General features: G+C 51.2%; 15 protein-coding genes and 2 pseudogenes. 15 read left to right on the plus strand and 2 right to left on the minus strand.

The window, feature by feature from the left end; translation table 11 throughout:
- Nucleotides 1-170: 170 nt before the first annotated feature.
- From Q3F21_RS21550 to Q3F21_RS21595, 10 genes are all read left to right on the plus strand, one after another.
- Nucleotides 171-1,076 carry a hypothetical protein gene (locus tag Q3F21_RS21550; protein WP_340257681.1) on the plus strand — a complete coding sequence of 302 codons (906 nt, stop codon included), beginning with the start codon at nucleotides 171-173 and terminating at the stop codon, nucleotides 1,074-1,076.
- Nucleotides 1,077-1,373: 297 nt separating this feature from the next.
- The gene (locus tag Q3F21_RS21555) at nucleotides 1,374-2,072 is read left to right on the plus strand and encodes a response regulator transcription factor (protein WP_340257684.1); all 699 of its coding nucleotides are present in this window, start codon (nucleotides 1,374-1,376) and stop codon (nucleotides 2,070-2,072) included.
- Complete coding sequence (locus Q3F21_RS21560; protein WP_340257687.1) at nucleotides 2,069-3,514, plus strand: sensor histidine kinase; 1,446 nt, start codon at nucleotides 2,069-2,071, stop codon at nucleotides 3,512-3,514. Before Q3F21_RS21555 ends, Q3F21_RS21560 begins: the two co-directional genes overlap by 4 nt.
- Nucleotides 3,515-3,658: 144 nt before the next feature.
- Complete coding sequence (locus tag Q3F21_RS21565; RefSeq protein ID WP_340257690.1) at nucleotides 3,659-4,060, plus strand: hypothetical protein; 402 nt, start codon at nucleotides 3,659-3,661, stop codon at nucleotides 4,058-4,060.
- Nucleotides 4,061-4,269: 209 nt separating this feature from the next.
- The gene (locus Q3F21_RS21570; protein WP_340257692.1) at nucleotides 4,270-5,781 is read left to right on the plus strand and encodes a nitrate/nitrite transporter; all 1,512 of its coding nucleotides are present in this window, start codon (nucleotides 4,270-4,272) and stop codon (nucleotides 5,779-5,781) included.
- Between the two features lie 493 nt (nucleotides 5,782-6,274).
- A complete protein-coding gene (locus Q3F21_RS21575; RefSeq protein WP_340257694.1) occupies nucleotides 6,275-7,315 on the plus strand; it encodes a hypothetical protein in 1,041 nt (346 codons plus the stop codon).
- Nucleotides 7,302-9,476: a molybdopterin oxidoreductase family protein gene (locus Q3F21_RS21580; protein WP_340257697.1), complete on the plus strand. Its 2,175-nt coding sequence runs from the start codon at nucleotides 7,302-7,304 to the stop codon at nucleotides 9,474-9,476. Before Q3F21_RS21575 ends, Q3F21_RS21580 begins: the two co-directional genes overlap by 14 nt.
- On the plus strand, nucleotides 9,469-10,038 hold the full coding sequence (locus Q3F21_RS21585; protein ID WP_340257699.1) for a 4Fe-4S dicluster domain-containing protein: 570 nt from the start codon (nucleotides 9,469-9,471) through the stop codon (nucleotides 10,036-10,038). Before Q3F21_RS21580 ends, Q3F21_RS21585 begins: the two co-directional genes overlap by 8 nt.
- Before the next feature lie 117 nt (nucleotides 10,039-10,155).
- Nucleotides 10,156-10,683: a Rieske (2Fe-2S) protein gene (locus Q3F21_RS21590; RefSeq protein ID WP_340257702.1), complete on the plus strand. Its 528-nt coding sequence runs from the start codon at nucleotides 10,156-10,158 to the stop codon at nucleotides 10,681-10,683.
- Nucleotides 10,673-10,861, plus strand: a complete 189-nt coding sequence (locus Q3F21_RS21595) for a hypothetical protein (protein ID WP_340257705.1) — start codon at nucleotides 10,673-10,675, stop codon at nucleotides 10,859-10,861. Before Q3F21_RS21590 ends, Q3F21_RS21595 begins: the two co-directional genes overlap by 11 nt.
- A gap of 79 nt (nucleotides 10,862-10,940) precedes the next feature.
- On the opposite strand, the gene Q3F21_RS21600 is transcribed toward Q3F21_RS21595, so the two are convergent.
- Nucleotides 10,941-11,645, minus strand: a complete 705-nt coding sequence (locus Q3F21_RS21600) for a Crp/Fnr family transcriptional regulator (RefSeq protein ID WP_340257708.1) — start codon at nucleotides 11,643-11,645, stop codon at nucleotides 10,941-10,943.
- Between the two features lie 203 nt (nucleotides 11,646-11,848).
- On the opposite strand from Q3F21_RS21600, the gene Q3F21_RS21605 reads away from it, so the two are divergent.
- The 4 genes and pseudogenes from Q3F21_RS21605 to Q3F21_RS27520 form a co-directional block, all read left to right on the plus strand.
- Nucleotides 11,849-12,310, plus strand: coding sequence for a hemerythrin domain-containing protein (locus Q3F21_RS21605; RefSeq protein ID WP_340257711.1), 462 nt, complete (start codon nucleotides 11,849-11,851; stop codon nucleotides 12,308-12,310).
- A gap of 79 nt (nucleotides 12,311-12,389) precedes the next feature.
- Nucleotides 12,390-13,552: pseudogene (locus tag Q3F21_RS21610) on the plus strand (SulP family inorganic anion transporter); the annotation flags it as partial.
- Nucleotides 13,553-13,943: 391 nt separating this feature from the next.
- Nucleotides 13,944-14,480: a hypothetical protein gene (locus Q3F21_RS21615; protein WP_340257712.1), complete on the plus strand. Its 537-nt coding sequence runs from the start codon at nucleotides 13,944-13,946 to the stop codon at nucleotides 14,478-14,480.
- Nucleotides 14,481-14,733: 253 nt separating this feature from the next.
- Nucleotides 14,734-14,970, plus strand: a pseudogene (locus Q3F21_RS27520) (hypothetical protein); the annotation flags it as partial.
- A gap of 233 nt (nucleotides 14,971-15,203) precedes the next feature.
- Here Q3F21_RS27520 and Q3F21_RS21625 read toward each other — a convergent pair.
- A complete protein-coding gene (locus Q3F21_RS21625; protein ID WP_340257715.1) occupies nucleotides 15,204-15,899 on the minus strand; it encodes a hypothetical protein in 696 nt (231 codons plus the stop codon).
- A gap of 120 nt (nucleotides 15,900-16,019) precedes the next feature.
- Between Q3F21_RS21625 and Q3F21_RS21630 the strand changes: the two genes are divergently transcribed.
- Nucleotides 16,020-16,247: a hypothetical protein gene (locus tag Q3F21_RS21630; protein WP_024983041.1), complete on the plus strand. Its 228-nt coding sequence runs from the start codon at nucleotides 16,020-16,022 to the stop codon at nucleotides 16,245-16,247.
- The last annotated feature ends 87 nt before the right edge of the window (nucleotides 16,248-16,334 follow it).

Here is a 16,334-nt window from a genome sequence, read left to right on the forward strand (position 1 = left end):
AGTACATGCATATCCAGTTTTGAAGGCGCGAAGCAAAAGGCCTTGTTTCCTGTCTCCTGCGGGGGGAGAGAAGCAAGGCTTTTTTTGTGTGCAAAAAACAATTTTAATACTTTAAAAACAGAAATGTATATTATATAATGGGAATTACCAAAAGAAGGGAGCGTGCTACCATGCAAAGTCTGGATTCATACTTGGAGTTGGGTCTGATTGGTATGGCGAGAGGGGGCCGAAACGGTTGGTTTTATGCCCATTTTGGAGCTGCATTCCTGGCTGGTTATTTTATGAATCAGGAGCATGACTTGCCCGAGCATGTAAAGCGAGGAATTGAGCGAATCTGTGAAGGCTTTCGGCAACAAAACCCGGAATGGTATGTACCGCTTCATGATAAAAAGGCAGAACCGCAGCTGATTGAACGCATCGTAGCAGGGGTCAAAAAGAATACAGAGAAGCTGAGAACTTCCGGACACGGATTGGCTTTGGGAGTACTCGCTCTAAAAGCGCTGCGGCAACGCCCTGATCTCATCACAGCTGAGGTCGTGGACGGACTGGTACACGTGTTGGAAGCGACAACCGAGGACAGGCAGGACCGATATTGGGGCATCGATAACTACTTTGACGTGACGGAAGAGGACGTCCGGCCATTTGTTCCACCATATCGGGACACATTGGATATGGCGCAGCGCACATTCGGAGAACTCCATACAGTGGCTGCAGGGAGAAAGATCAACGGAGTCATGTACTTTTTTGCCGGAGAGACCGAGCACAGCATTACGTTCGCGCAAGCGCTTACCGACCTGGAGCGCTTCGGCTACAAGGACTTGGTCGATGCAGGAATGGTGAACCACCGCATCCAAATGCATCTCAACCGCCAGATGCCCGAGGAGGTTCGGAGGGATCAGGTGCAATCCCCAGCGTTTACGTCGATTTTCGCACCGGAATATTGGGGGAAAACATACAACGACCCGCATTCCTTAAAGGTGCCTTATGCCGCGCTGGATCTGCTAAGCAGGCTGCCCGAGGGGGAAAGAGAGAACGCTGAGCACGGTGTTTGCAAATTGCTGACGATCATGAAATAATAAAGGTGTACGGGATGTGCTGCGAATCGGCACATCCTTTTTCGATGAAAAAAGAGCGAGGAAAATCCCAAGCCAATAAAGAAAGCCTGTCCTGAGAAAGATTGTCGTATTCCGCTGTTTTCAAAAACAATAGGGAAATACCAGATAATCCAGCATGACCCAGGATTGGAGAATCATACTATGGCGGCATGACTTATGCAGGTCCACAAGCAAGCGATTCTATGTTACCATGATAAAAATTTATGGTTTTCTGCTTACGGATGGCAGGCACTGTCCACAGAAGGGAGGTTGTTGCCGATGATAAATACGAAAGTGTTGGTCGCGGACGACGATCCGAATGTGTGCGAAATTATCCGGTTGTTCTTTTCCAAACAACAAATTGATTTAGTGGTGGCAAACGACGGGAAGCAGGCCTTAGAGCTTGTGGAAAAGGAGCTTCCCGATCTCATCGTTCTCGATGTCATGATGCCCCATATGGATGGCTTTGAAGCGTGCAGGGAAATCCGCAAGAAATGGGACACACCGATTATCATGCTGACAGCAAAAGATGAAGAATTCGACCGGGTGCTTGGCCTTGAGCTGGGGGCCGACGATTATGTGACCAAGCCGTTCAGTCCACGGGAGCTTGTAGCCCGAATCCGGGCGATATTGAGACGAACGCAGCCGAGAGAAAGACAAGAAGAGGATCTGGCAAAGGTGCTTTCGTTTGATCGGCTTGTCATTGACATTGAAAAACGGGAGGTGCTTGCGGCAGAAGAGAAAATCAATTTTCGCCCGAAGGAGTTCGACCTGCTGGTGCAAATGGCCAAGTCCCCGGGCACTGTGTTTTCACGCGAGCAATTGTTGGAACAGATCTGGGGTTTTGATTATTTTGGAGATGCCCGCACGATTGACGTGCACGTCAAAAAAATCAGGCAAAGGCTTCAGGCGCTTCCTTATGAATGCATCCACACCGTTTGGGGGATCGGCTACAAATTTGGAGTGGATGAAGCATGATGGGGATGTCAAAAAGCATCTTCCGCCGCCTGCTGTTCAGCTTTCTGGCGACGGTTCTCATCGGCTTGGGCTTTTCCGGCATCCTGATCTCCTTTCTAGCCAAGGAGTACATCTATGGTACCCAAAAAGAAGAGATGCTTCGCCAGGCAAAACGGGTGAATGCCGCCATACAAGACAGCAACGAGATCAACCAGGCGCTGCTGGGAAAACTGGCCTCGCTCGATGAATCTGTTAACATGCGCATCTGGCTGTTTGACCAAAACGGCAAGATTGTCGCGACTTCCATGAAGGACGAAGTGTTTACGGGGAAAGCCGTTGCCCGATCGATTGCAGATTCCGTATTAAAAGGAAAAAACGCGGTTACCGAATTAAAGATAGAAGGCTTGGAAGATCCGATGCTATCTGTGGCCATACCCTGGGGCAAGAGGGAAAAGGTATACGGGGGCATCATTCTGCATGCGCCTATCGAAGGAGTAGAGCGAACCTTCGCCCAGATGAGAGAAACGATTTTGTGGGCGACCTTGTTTGGCGTCCTCTTGTCTACGGCAATGGTTTCGTATCTGTCCTGGTCCATTTCCAGGCCGCTGCGCAATATCGAGCGGACGACAGCGGAAATCGGGCGAGGAAACTACTCCGAGCGCGTACAGGTGGACACTGCGGACGAAATTGGCGATCTGGCCCAGACGATCAATACGCTCGCCGGCAAATTGGAGCGGGTGGAACAGGAACGGCAGCACCTGGAACAGGTCCGCAACGATTTTCTGGCGAACGTTTCGCATGAGTTGAGAACGCCGTTGACGGCGATGCAAGGCTTCCTGGAAGCATTGCAGGACGGGCTGGTGGAGGAAGAGGAAGCGCGCCAGAAATACTACGCGGTCATGTATTCAGAGACGTTGCACATCAGCCGGCTGGTCGATGACCTGATGGATTTGATGAAGCTGGAGAACAATGAAGTGACGTTGGCGAAGTTTCCTGTCGATGTGGAAGCGCTCTTGAACAAGGTTGCGTTTTCCTTCACCCCGGAAGCTGAAGAAAAGGGCATCGAAATCGTAGTGGAGCAACCGAAAGGCCTTCCGAAAGTGTACGCGGACAAAGACAGGATCATGCAAATACTCAAAAACCTCGTGAAAAATGCGGTCAAGTTTACCGATGAGGGGATGATTCGTCTCTCAGCCCGAAGCGATGGGCAGTGGGTGGAAATCTCCGTCAGCGATACGGGAATCGGCATATCCGCAGATGATCAGGAACGGATCTGGGAACGTTTTTTCAAGGTGGATCGGGGCCGTTCCAAGAAGAACAAGGGCACAGGGCTTGGCCTTGCGATTGTCAAAGAATTGGTTGAGCTCCATGACGGACAGGTCACGCTGGAAAGCGAGCCGGGCAAGGGCAGCACGTTCATCGTCCGGCTTCCGGCAATAAACTGCGAACGGTCGGTCTCTTGACAGGCCGAAGAGGTCATAGTTTTTTCATATTTTGTTCATGGTTTTTTCCCACTCTCCTCACAGGATGATCATCATTCCCAGCTACGATATACATGTGGCCGAAAGAAGTCACAAAGTTTAAAGACAGGAAAGGGGAGTTCATTCATGAACAAAAGATGGATATCCTTGGCAACAGTCGCTCTTCTTTTGTCCGGCAGCTTGGTGGCTTGCTCCAGCCCGACCAGCAATCCGGAACCGGCGACACAGCAAGATGGAAGCGCAACGACCCCTGGCTCTTCCTCCACTACCGAAACTGATCAGTCTACAGATAGTTCTGTTTCCCAAGACCAATCCACTCCTGACGCGTCGACGGGAGCTTCGGATTCGACACCGGGGTCATCTGATGCATCGACTGGATCGGATTCCACAACCGATTCTTCCGATGCGTCGAAAGGTTCGTCTGATGCGTCAACAGGCTCGGCAGATTCCAAGTCCGGAGCTGCTGATGCAAGCAAGACCGAAAGCGGAACGCCTGAGCCCGCTGCTTCTACAGGCTCCGGCAACTAACTAGTACGACGTATCGTTCAAGTCGCGTCTGAGTGCTTTCAAACTACTTCCCTCCCACAAGCATACGGGGTGGCATCATGCCACCCCTTTTTGTTGTGCTTGTCTTTTGCAAATGAAGAGACAGCCCCGCACCTGTGAGATTTATCACAATCTCCGTTTCCCAATTCAAGTACCATGAGAGTGTAACTTCCTCAAGGAGGATGATGCTCATGGTAAAGAAAATACAATTGCCGCTGCAGACCGCGAGTCTGGTTGTCGGGTTCATGGTTTGGGTGATCCTGTCATCATTGATGCCGTTTATGAAAGAAAGCTTGTCGCTTGAACAGGGGCAAATCGCCTGGATTACGGCCATACCCGTTTTACTCGGTTCCCTGCTGCGAATTCCGGTCGGCTATCTGGCGAATCGCTACGGGGCGAGGCTGCTGTTTGCGATCAGCTTTTTGATCCTGTTGGCCCCCGTGTACTTCGTCAGCCGGGCCACGAGTGCCGCCGACTTGATGATCGGGGGATTGTTTCTCGGCATTTCCGGCGCCGTGTTTTCCGTTGGGGTCACTTCGCTTCCGAAGTATTATCCAAAGGAAAAACTGGGTGCCGTCAACGGAATTTACGGAATGGGCAATGCCGGAACAGCGATCAGCGCTTTCGGGGCACCTGTAATCGCGAGTTATTGGGGATGGTCCGCGACGGTTCAACTGTACATGGTGCTGCTCGCAGGATTCGCAGCGCTGAATCTGCTGCTCGGCGATAAAGCGGAGCCGCGGGTAACCGTTTCCTTGAAGGAGCAGATCAAAAGCGTCTATAAAAACGAAAGGCTCTGGTTTTTAAGCCTCTTCTACTTCGTTACGTTCGGCTCGTTTGTGGCGTTTACCGTTTATTTGCCCAATTTTCTGGTCGCTCATTTTGAACTGGACAAAGTGGACGCGGGGCTGCGGACGGCCGGGTTTATCGTGCTGGCTACACTGGCCCGTCCAGTCGGCGGGTGGCTGGGCGACCGCTGGGATTCGTTCAAGGTGCTGATGGCCGTTTTTGCCGGAATGACGGCGGCAGGCATCCTGCTGTCCTTCTCGCCATCGATCCAGCTGTATACGGCAGGCTGCCTGGTAATAGCGCTGTGCGCGGGTATCGGAAACGGAGCTGTCTTTAAGCTGGTTCCGATGTATTTTTCCAAGCAGGCGGGAATTGTGAACGGAATTGTTTCCGCCATGGGCGGTCTGGGCGGTTTCTTCCCGCCGCTGATGCTGACCATGCTTTTCAACCTGACTGGTCATTATGCGATCGGCTTCATGGCGCTGTCCCAGGTAGCCCTCTGCTGCTTCATCATCGTGATGTGGATGTACTATCAGGACCGGCTTACGCTCGCCCTAAGCATCGTGGAGAACACGGTGGAGGCGATCGTGGTCACCGATAAAAAAGGAGTCATTACGTTTGTGAATCCCGCGTTTGAGCAGGTGACCGGATATAAAAGAGAGGAGGTCATCGGCAAGAACCCCAGCATCCTCAAGTCCGGAAGACAAGATCGGGCGTTCTACGACAGGATGTGGAAAGCGATTGAGGAGCAAGGGTATTGGGCAGGCGAGATATGGAACAAGCGGAAGGACAACGGCCTGTTTCTGGAGTGGCTCACGATCAGCGCGATCCGCAATGACGCCGGAGAAGTGAAGTACTATGCGGGGATGTTCAGCGATGTGACCATACAAAGGGAAAGCGAGGCTTGCAGGTGAAGAGGGCGGCGATATATTACGGAGCTTGACGAGTAAGGAACCAGTTTCGGAATAAGTCGAAAGAGGAGGCAAAGGCAAAAAGGGCAGTAGGCGAAAGCGCGATAGGGGAGAGGCTAAGGCGATCCCCATCAGGAGACAAAGATACGGAAGGACAGGAGACGAGGCAATAACGAGCAGCAGGGAAAGGCAAAAAAGAACGGCAGGCAAAGGCACTGGCGGACAGCAAGCAAAGGCTATCGGACAAAAGACAAAGGAAAACAATACAGAAGACAGGTTCGTACAGGCGGTTGTACGCGCCTGTCTTTTTTTGCACCTGGAGATGCGAGGCCCCTTTCGCTTCGTGAAAAAGCAATGACAAAACAAGGAGTTTTCGCCAAAAGTGGCCGTCCTGGGCGGCTGCAAGTGACAAACATCACAACAGCGAAAAAGCCGGGTTGATAGAATGGAGCCGTCAAGAAAGACGAACGTTCCCGAAAAAGAAGGAGGGTTTCCCGTGAACCGCGCTTTTGCTTCCAAACTGGCTCAAAGGGCTTTTGTCATCGTCTTCATCCTTTTTGTGGCGAGCTACCTGGGATCTCGGTTCTTTACACATATCGACCTGGCCTTGTACGGCTACATCGTCGGAACGCTGGTGTTCATCGGCGGATTTCTGTATCGTTTCTCCGCCTGGGCGGAGCGGCCGCCCACCAGGCTGATTTTGAAAAAAGGCTTGAAGCTGCTGTTTCGCCGCGGCACGAGCAAGACGTCAGCGGAGCATCTGCTCACGTACCGCTTTGTCTGGAATCGCGGCTGGTTTCGCTGGACGCAGCACTTCCTGGTGGGGTGGGGCTGCATCCTGTCGGCGCTTGTCACGTTCCCGCTGGTGTTTGGCTGGATGTACTTCACGATGGAAGACAACGGCTACTACCACGTCGTCGCGATGGGCATCGACGTCATGAAAATCAAAGCGGACGGGCTGCTCGCCTACCTGTTTTACAATGCGCTGAATATTTCCGCCTTCATGGTTATTGCCGGCGTTTGCATGGCGCTGTACCGCCGCCTCAAGAACATGCAGGCCCGCGCGGAACAAACCTTCTTTTACGATTTTCTGCCGCTCTACATGCTGCTGTTCGTCAGTGTGACGGGACTTGCGCTGACGGGGGTCAACATGTTTGCCGGAGGGGTTGGGCATCCGGTGCTTACGATCATTCACCAATTCGCCGTGATCGTGACGCTGATCTATCTGCCGTTTGGCAAACTGGCGCACATCCCCTTCCGCCCGATGAGCGTCTTGGCGCGCAATTACCGGGAGCACTACGGGGCGAGGGAGCAGAAGGCGTGCAAGGCGTGCGGAGCAGGCTTCGTCTCCGCGGAACAATCTGCCGATGTGATCGAGGTGCTGGCCCAAAACGACCTGTCCTTTCAGACGGAGTACGGGTACCATCTGGCTGAATTATGTCTCCCCTGCCGCCGCAAATACCGCATGTTCCGGTTTACCGGTATCCCGACACACCAGATAGCCGCCAAGGAGGCGAATCAGCATGCAAACGGATAAATTTTTCAAAGAAATACAAAACGTCGTTCACCCGCATGAAAAGCTGGTGTCCACGCATTGCTGCTACTGCGGGATGCAATGCGGGATGAAGCTGAGAGTGGATACGAGAACAAATACGATTGTCGGCGTGGAGCCGCGCTACGATTTTCCGGTCAACCTCGGCAAAATGTGCCCCAAAGGAGTGACGGCTTACCAGCAAGTAAACCACCCCGACCGGATCAAGCGGCCGCTGGTGCGAAGGAATCCGGCTTTAAAAGGGACACCGGAGGGATTCGAGGAGGTCTCGTGGGAAGAAGCCCTGAGCCTGATCACAGACCGGTTCCGGGAGCTGCAGGGGAAATACGGCAAAGACAGCTTGTCTGTCTTCTCCGGCGTTTCCATGACCAATGAAAAATGCTATCTGACAGGGAAATTCGCCAGAGTCGCGCTGCAAACCCGCTATGTCGATTACAACGGACGTTTCTGCATGTCGTCGGCTGCAGCCGGTTTCAACCGCAGTCTGGGCATCGACCGGGGCTCTACCGTTCCTTGGACGGACCTGCATCAGACAGACTGCCTGTTTATCGCCGGCTCCAATGCAGCCGAATGCCACCCGACCAGCATGTTTCGCATCTGGGAGGTGCAGAACCGTGGCGGCTACCTGATCGTCGCCGACCCGCGCGAGACTCCGCTTGCCCGCCGGGCGGACATCCATCTTGATCTGCGGCCCGGCACCGATTTGGCTTTGGCAAACGGGATCGTCCATCTGCTGATCAAAAACGGGTACGTGGACGAGGAATTCGTGCGCAACCACACCAATGGCTTCGAAGAGACCAAAGAGCTTCTGGAGGCATACACCCCGGAATACGTCAGCGAAATTACCGGGATCGCCACAGCGAAAATCATCCGGGCCGCCGACATATACGGCAAGGCGCCGGAAGCGATCGTCATGTTTTGCCGCGGAGCCGAGCAGCAGTCCAAGGGGACGGACAACGTGTCGGCCTACACCAACATGGCGCTGGTCACAGGCAAAATCGGCAGGCCGAAATCAGGCGTGGCTACGTTTACCGGACAGGGAAACGGACAGGGCGGACGCGAGCACGGGCAAAAAGCGGACCAACTGCCCGGGTACCGCAAGATGGACAACCCGGAGCACGTGAGGGAAGTGGCGTGCGCCTGGGGAATCCCCGTAGAGGAGATGCCGCAAAAAGGGGTCTCCGCCTACGAAATGTTCGGACTGATGCTGGACAAAACGATTCGCGGGCTGTACCTGCTCTGCTCCAATCCGGCCGTCAGCGCGCCCAACCAGAACCATGTCCGCGCCGCGCTGCAAAATCTCGACTTCATGGTCTGCTGCGACTTCTACCTGTCCGAGTCGGCCGAATACGCCGATGTGGTGCTGCCTGTGACGACGTGGGCCGAGGACGACGGCACGACGACCAATCTGGAGGGACGCATCATCCGCCACGTAAAGGCGCAGGAATGGTACGCCGAGTCGAAGCCGGACTGGTGGATCCAGGTCGAGCTTGCCAAACGGCTGGGGCGCGGACAGTATTTTGAGCATTTACAGGACCCGCAGGATATTTTCGACGAGCTGCGCCGCGTCTCCAAGGGAGGGGTGGCTGACTACTCCGGCGTCACCTACGAGAAAATCGAGAAAAACAACGGCGTCTTTTGGCCGTGTGTCTCTGAAGAAGACCAAGGGATGCCCCATCTGTTCCTGGACAAAAAGTTCTACCATCCGGATGGAAAGGCGAAAATTTGCGCGCTGCCGTACCGGCCTCCCGCCGAGGAGCCGGATGAGGAGTATCCGCTGCGCTTGACGACAGGCCGCGTGGTGTACCACTACCTGTCGGGAAACCAGACGCGCCGCATCCCGTTTTTGCACGCCATGTACCCGGACCCGCTGCTGGAGGTTCATCCCGAGACAGCCGAACGATACGGCATTCAAAACGGAGAGACAGTCTTGCTGAAAACCCGGCGGGGAGAAGCTCCCTACAAGGTAAAAGTCATCGCGGCGATCCGCCCGGATACGGTCTTTGTCCCTTATCACTGGGGCAAGCATGAATCGATTAACCTTTTGACCAATCCGGCGCTCGACCCGTACAGCAAAATGCCGGAATTCAAGGCTTGTGCCGCACAAATCATCAAGCTGGACAGGGAGGAACGCCGCCATGGGTAAGCACGTGCTCTACATCGAAATGGACAATTGCATCGGCTGCCGAAGCTGCCTGGCTGCCTGCACCCAATGCGGCGGCCATGACAATCGCAACCGCAACTACGTGATGGACGTCGATCCGTTTCACACGCGGCAAACAATCCCGCTGATGTGCCTGCATTGCGTCAATCCGGCCTGTGCCCGCAGCTGTCCGGCGCAAGCGATCCAGATCGCCGACAACGGCGCTGTCCTCTCGGCGCTGGTCGAGAAATGCATCGGCTGTCAGAACTGTACGATCGCCTGCCCCTACGGCATTCCGAAATTTGACCAGGAGCAAAACCTGATGTACAAATGCGATCTCTGCTACGACCGGACCAAGGACGGCATTCCGCCTATGTGCGCATCCGTCTGCCCCACCAATACCCTGCAATGGATCGACGAAGCGGAGCTTGCCTTGAAGCAGGAGCAGCACCGTTTGGCCAACGGCAAATGGGTCGCCAGCCAGCCGTTCAATCCGCTTGAGGGCGAGACAAACGTGAGAATCAGTTTGCCGGGTATTCTGCAGGGAAGAGAGAAGCTCTTTTAGCGCAGCATGGCAAGATTTGAATGCAGGCGACAAGCGATACGGGTGCTCAATGGATGCAAAGGCTGCCAAGTCCAAGGCGCCTAACAAAGCCATGTTTGGAAAAGGGGGATGGACAGGATGAGGGAAGACAAAAGAAGCAACGTGCCGGAACGGGACGATAATTATACCCACAATATACACAGGTCCAATGAACGTTCACTGGACCGCAGAGCATTTATGAAAACGGTATTAGGCGGTGTCGGATTGTTCGCAGTCTCCACTTTGCCTTGGGGGACGCTGGCTGCGAAACAATTGCTTTCGCCGGGAAGCGCGAAATACCCGCGGAAAAAAATCGCCGAGGCGGCTGCGCTGAAACCGGGGGAGGCGGTGGAGTTCTCCTATCCGGACGACCACGAAGGGGCGCTTCTGGTACGGGTAGGAGAAGACGAGTGGAGGGCCTACCAAAATGCCTGCACGCATTTAAAGTGTCCCGTGTTCTGGAGTGCGGAAAAAAACGAACTGCTATGCCCGTGTCACCACGGCAAATTTGACGTCATGACCGGAGAGCCGCTAGCCGGGCCGCCGAGAAGGGCGCTGCCGGAAATAGAGCTGGAGCTTGAAGAGGGCAATATTTACGCAATCGGGGTGAAACCGTATGAAACATAGTGCCAGAGGCGTCATCCTGCTGACTTTGGTCCTCTTGGGGAGTATTATCTGTACACAGTATACGGTGAATATGTACTTCGCCGAACGCTATGAAGCAAGTCTCTTGCTTTCTGCAGTAAACCTTGCGCTGTTTCCGCTTGCGTTCATGATTTATCGGAGAGAGCGGGGAAGACAGTAGGAAGAGGGCTGCAGCGACTGGCTTGCCAGGCAATCGAACACCCTGCCGATTGACACGGCAGGGTGCTTGGTTATGGCAGCTACATTTGGCAAATTTCCGGCGGACAGTCGTCACAGCAGATCGTTTCTTTCAGATAGGGCAAATTCTTGATCAGGATATGCCCTTGCGGCAGCAAATCGATCACTTGCTGTTTTTTCAGGTCAGACAGCATCCGGTTTACGCTTTCCCTGGTCAAGCCGATAAAATGAGCCAGGTCGCGGTTGGTCAAAGAGAGGTTGATATAGATTCCTTCGGGGCGTTCTTCTCCATATGTGTTGCACATCCGAATCAACGTGGAATACAAGGCCCCGACCTTCCCGTTTAACAGCAAGTCGCGAAATTTAGATTGCATGCGCCGGTTCATGATTCCCATCCAGCGCATGAAGTCGACGCAAAACTCCCCGTTTTTCATCAAAAGCTGTTCCAGACCAGAGCGTGGGATCGCTCTAACTACGCCATTTTCCAGCATCGCTGCGCTGGCGGTGTGGACCAGCTCCACTTCAAACAGACCGGCCAACCCGACGAGCTCGCCTGCGCCGAATACTTGCAGCGTAAGCTCTTTTCCGTCGACCGTGGTTTTCGTCAGCTTTACTTGCCCCGACGAGATCAGATAGAGGCATTCGGCAGGGTCGCCATCCATATAGAGAACGGCTCCGGCCGAGAAATGTCTTTCTGTGGCGAGGGTGTACAGCTTCTCCAGAAAGTCAGGCGAGATCTGTTGGACAAAGGTAAGGCTTCTAGTCAATCGCGCTCCCCCATTTCATACGAGCAGACGTCGATAATTCCGAGTAGTCCAAACTATTTTATCGACATGGCTTGTTTCCATGCAGTGACTACAGTCACATTTCAAGAAAAATCTTCCGTTTATGAGCAAAATGTGACAATCCTCACTATGGAGGCTGGGAACATGGCCTATCATGGATTTGCGGAAAGGGGGGATGTGCGACATTGCTGCGATACTTTCGCGGAGAACATGACCATTTGTTGCAGCAGTTGGAAACGCTGAAAAAGCTTCTATACTCCGGTTCCGGCTGGGACGGGGAAAAGGGGGAGCAGATTGCGGCCCTGACAGCCGATCTGGTGCAAAGGGCGCTCCGCCACTTCTGTGAAGAGGAAGAAATTTTGTTTCCTTTGATTACGCAAGCGAATCCTGCCCTGGCTCACCCGGTGTCGGCGATGAAAAAAGAGCACGATAGCATTCGCGCCACCCTTTTGCGACTTCAGTCAGAAACGGAAAGCTGTCAGTTGGCCAAACAGGGCAGCCGTCAGCTGATTGCTTTGATACGAGAGGCTTGGCAACTCGTTTGGGACCATCTGAGCAAAGAAAATCTGATGTTGATCCCGATGGCCAATGAGCTGCTGCATGAAAGCGAAAAAGAAGCCGTGTTGCAAAAAGTAGGAAGAAAATGAAGCAAGTGTGCAGACTGTCATGAGTCCGTTCCAATTGTTAGAGGGACGGGCTTTTTTGTTGACCGCGAAAAAGTTTTGGGCAGAGTACGGCACCATGGCCCTGTTGATGGTCATGCTGGTCAAAGATCATGGCATCGAGTACTTGTTTGCCGTGACGGTGCTGACCGGAGTTCTCCAGTTCATGATGGGCGTGATCAAGATCGGCAGGTTGATCACCTTTGTGCCGCAATCGGTCATGATCGGCTTCGTCAACGCGCTGGCGTTCTTGATCTTTATGGCGCAGCGGCGCACCCGCTCCGTTGGTTGCGATCATCGTGATGACGGTACTGGCCATCTATGCTGGACTGGATGTGCGGACAGTAGGCGATATGGGCCAAATCACACGGTCGCTGCCGGTATTCCATATCGCGGATGTTCCGCTTGGCTGGGAGACCCTGACGATCATCTTCCCGTATTCCTTTGCACTGGCCCTCGTCGGGATTCTGGAATCGCTTTTGACGGCGACGATCATCGATGAAATGACAAAGACCAAAAGCGACAAGAACCGGGAAGTAAAAGGGCAGGGGATCGCCAACATCGTCACCAGATTTTTCGGCGGAATGGCCGGATGCGCCATGATCGGCCAGTCGGTGATCAATGTCAAATCGGGAGGCCGCGGAAGGCTGTCTACGCTGGTGGGCCGGACTGTTTTTGCTGTTTTTGATCATGGTGCTGGGCGATGTCGTGAAGCAAATTCCGATGGGCGCGCTCGTGGGTGTGATGATCATGGTTTCCATCAGCACGTTCGACTGGAAGTCGCTCGTCAATTTGCGCCGCGTGCCGTTCAGCGACGCCGTCGTGATGATCGTCACCGTGGCGACTGTGGCAGCTACGCACGATCTGTCCAAGGGCGTGATTGCCGGTGTGGTCATAAGCTCACTCGTATTCGGCTGGAAAATGGCCCGTTTGAAGACGAATGTTCTGTACGACAAAAACGGAGTCAAGGTATACACGATCTCCGGACAGCTGTTCTTCGGAACGATGAGTCATTTTGTCGAGCAGTTCGAGGTCCAGTCCGACCCTGATCGCGTCGTCGTCGATTTCCGGCATTCTCATGTGTGGGACCAATCGGCGGTAACGGCTATTGCCAAGGTAGTCGCTGCTTACGAGCAGGCAGGCAAAGAGATCGCCATCGAGGGTTTGAATGAAGAAAGTCAAAAGCTGATCGAGCGGATCGGTCTGGCGTTGCCGTCTGGACACTAATTAATGTTGGGACGCAAATGAATTTGGAAAAGCTTTTGAAAAAGCTAAGATGAAAGAATAGATAAAAAAACAGGCTCTTTGGCCTGCACTATAGCCCGCAAGACGGACACTTAAAAAGTGCGCCTCTTGCGGGTTATTTTTTTATTTGAGTGCCGGGAGCTTAGGTATATGCCATTTTCAAGCTATTCTTCAGAATCTGCAATGGTCGATAATGGAAAGTTGACAAGTACATGCCAAGGAAAAATTTGTGAAACGAGTCATTGCTCATTTCGTCTTCTATGATAGAGGAAATTACTGTAAGGGGTATTTATACGGCAAGGTGTATGTCAAGATCTATCAAGATGGGCTTACAGATTGTAACTTACTTATAATCATACAGGAGGATTTCGATATGATTGGTAAAAAATCAATCGCATCTTTTTTCGTATTGAGTGCAATAATAGCAAGCTCAACCGGCGCCTATGTCTTTGCCAATAAAGACGAACACAAAGTCAATCTTGTTCAATCTAAGGACAGCATCGTGCACAAACGCTCTGACAAATTGAACAAAAAGCTGACAGCTTCATGGGAAGAATCAGCTAAAAAGTTCGATGTTGACATGGAACAATACACTCAATACGATTACTTCGACCAAGGCATTTTGCTTGATAAATTTCCTTTAGATGATCGGGCGGAATACAGGGACGTCATGTTGCATGCGCTCAACAGCGTCAGAGAACCCGGGGATTTGGTGCCGATCCTTTTGGCAAAAGAAGATGTAAGTGAAACCATTCTCCTTTTTCAGCGAGACGAGGGCAAGGGAAAATCGGTAAAGGTAGTCATCACGGAAGTAGAGGAAAATACCGCCAAGAAACAGTTATCCTCTCCGGAAGGTATATCCAATACCTCTCAAAGGGATTGGACAGTAACTTCAGTTGAAGAAAAATAAACCAAATCGGTCTCTTGCAGATGGTTCTGCGGGGACCGTTTTTTGTTTGCGCTCACAAGGAGTGGCTTGTCGGAAGAAGAATTGATTCTAAAAAGAGGATACCCTCTAGCTGCATTGAATTGCCTGCATTTTAGGCACTTCCTGTATTGCTGAAGCTACTGTCCTTTCTTTGCTGGCATTAAAATGTACCCCCTAAAGTCATCATCGGTAAAACGCGGGGGTTTTTCCAATGGGGGACATACATGTGTCGTTATGCAACGATTCCCCGTTCCAGAATGAATTGAACCGCGAATTTGTCAAAGAGGAACCACTGGAAACCGTTGTGAGTGATTTGACTTACGTTCGGGTTGCAAACAAATGGCACTATATTTGCTTGCTCGTGGACTTGTTGAACCAAGATGCAGTCGTGGAGGCTACCTTTAGGCTGATCAAAGCTGAGTTTGTAAAGAATCGACAGTTTGAGTTGTTGGCACAATTAAAGCTAGAACTAGAAAAATCAAGTATATAATTACTTTTTCACCCAAGCCCAGAATAGATGACTTGTCGTGTCTCGTAATGAGTTTTGAAGACGATGACTTCATTAATTTGATGTTCAGGATTCAAATTATATAATTCAGTATGAGAAAGATGTTGTTATTTATTCACTCTATTCGGAATATTAAGTGTCTTTTATGATAAATAACAAGCTCAATACCTCAAGAGGTACTGAGCTTGTTCCTTTGCCTATTTAACGCTGTAACGAAGGCCCATTTCGATAGCTTTGCGAGCGTAGTACTCCCATCCTTTAGAACCAGTGTATGAAACCTCAAATCCGGCTGCGGTTAGTGCCGATGCACTAAAAGATCCTGATGCACTTGAAGAATTAGTACTTGTATACGTAATTGTAGCACTTCCGCTAATCTCAACTGTGTGAGTTGGAAATTTGTCGGTAGTTGAGATTGCCACTACATCTTTGTCTTCTAGCGTAGCTGAATTAGAATTGGTGATCTTCATCTCTGTACTCTCAATTGAATTAATTTGTTTAAAAGAGCCATTAATGTAGATTTTCAACTTTGCGGACAATTGCGTGTTTACTGGACCATCCTTTCTTTCCTTTTTAGTAGTTACAATAGTATAAGTTCCATCAGATGCAAGGACATTCTTTCCTTTGCCAGACGCGGGGATCACTTCTTCGATTACCTCAGAATATGAAGTAGTTACTTCACCAGTTTGTTTGTCAATTAATTCAATTGTTGCAGAGTTTTCAGTTTCGCTCCGAACCATTTCAACTTCAGGGGTCAGTTCAATTTCAACAGAGGTCAATTTAAGTTGGACTTTTTGAACACCATCTGCTGCATGAGCAGATAATCCAGCAGCAGATAAAACTAATGCACCACACAACAAACTTGCAAAAAGCGATTTGAATTTAGTGAGTCTCATAATGCAATACACTCCCAACTTTTTTACATAACTTTCACTCATATAGTATAATTTGGTAGTAGCCCGCGCCAACGAAAATTTAAAATAATTACCAAATTTTTTAAAAAAAGGATGGTTATCATGGGAAAAAACGAGATTGATTTTACAAACCTACACCAGTATTTGAACGCTTTTTCTGCAAGTATTCGGGAAGCAGGAGACAAAACAAGTAATTCGTTATTAGAAGTTAAAAGTGAAATTGCTTCTTTGAATTCAAACTTAAATACAACGAATTACTTGCTCATTGGATTGCTTATTTTAAATACTGCTTTGCTTATTTTCACTTTGTATAAAAATAAAAAAAGATAAAACTCCAAGGGGAGTTGAATGATCGGTAGCGTTTTGGCATAGTAAAAGAAGTAGCCGCCTTGATCTGAAGATCTAGGCGGCTAACTT

It is taken from the genome of Brevibacillus borstelensis (genome assembly GCF_037834415.1).
In the GTDB taxonomy this organism is placed as follows: Bacteria; Bacillota; Bacilli; order Brevibacillales; family Brevibacillaceae; genus Brevibacillus; species Brevibacillus borstelensis_A.

What these genes read in the sequence shown, in the direction of transcription:
- Q3F21_RS21550 (WP_340257681.1), top strand. Translation starts at nt 171, where the DNA reads ATGCAAAGTCTGGATTCATACTTGGAGTTGGGTCTGATTGGTATGGCG.
- Q3F21_RS21555 (WP_340257684.1), top strand. Translation starts at nt 1,374, where the DNA reads ATGATAAATACGAAAGTGTTGGTCGCGGACGACGATCCGAATGTGTGC.
- Q3F21_RS21560 (WP_340257687.1), top strand. Translation starts at nt 2,069, where the DNA reads ATGATGGGGATGTCAAAAAGCATCTTCCGCCGCCTGCTGTTCAGCTTT.
- Q3F21_RS21565 (WP_340257690.1), top strand. Translation starts at nt 3,659, where the DNA reads ATGAACAAAAGATGGATATCCTTGGCAACAGTCGCTCTTCTTTTGTCC.
- Q3F21_RS21570 (WP_340257692.1), top strand. Translation starts at nt 4,270, where the DNA reads ATGGTAAAGAAAATACAATTGCCGCTGCAGACCGCGAGTCTGGTTGTC.
- Q3F21_RS21580 (WP_340257697.1), top strand. Translation starts at nt 7,302, where the DNA reads ATGCAAACGGATAAATTTTTCAAAGAAATACAAAACGTCGTTCACCCG.
- Q3F21_RS21585 (WP_340257699.1), top strand. Translation starts at nt 9,469, where the DNA reads ATGGGTAAGCACGTGCTCTACATCGAAATGGACAATTGCATCGGCTGC.
- Q3F21_RS21590 (WP_340257702.1), top strand. Translation starts at nt 10,156, where the DNA reads ATGAGGGAAGACAAAAGAAGCAACGTGCCGGAACGGGACGATAATTAT.
- Q3F21_RS21595 (WP_340257705.1), top strand. Translation starts at nt 10,673, where the DNA reads ATGAAACATAGTGCCAGAGGCGTCATCCTGCTGACTTTGGTCCTCTTG.
- Q3F21_RS21615 (WP_340257712.1), top strand. Translation starts at nt 13,944, where the DNA reads ATGATTGGTAAAAAATCAATCGCATCTTTTTTCGTATTGAGTGCAATA.
- Q3F21_RS21625 (WP_340257715.1), bottom strand. Translation starts at nt 15,899, where the DNA reads ATGAGACTCACTAAATTCAAATCGCTTTTTGCAAGTTTGTTGTGTGGT.
- Q3F21_RS21630 (WP_024983041.1), top strand. Translation starts at nt 16,020, where the DNA reads ATGGGAAAAAACGAGATTGATTTTACAAACCTACACCAGTATTTGAAC.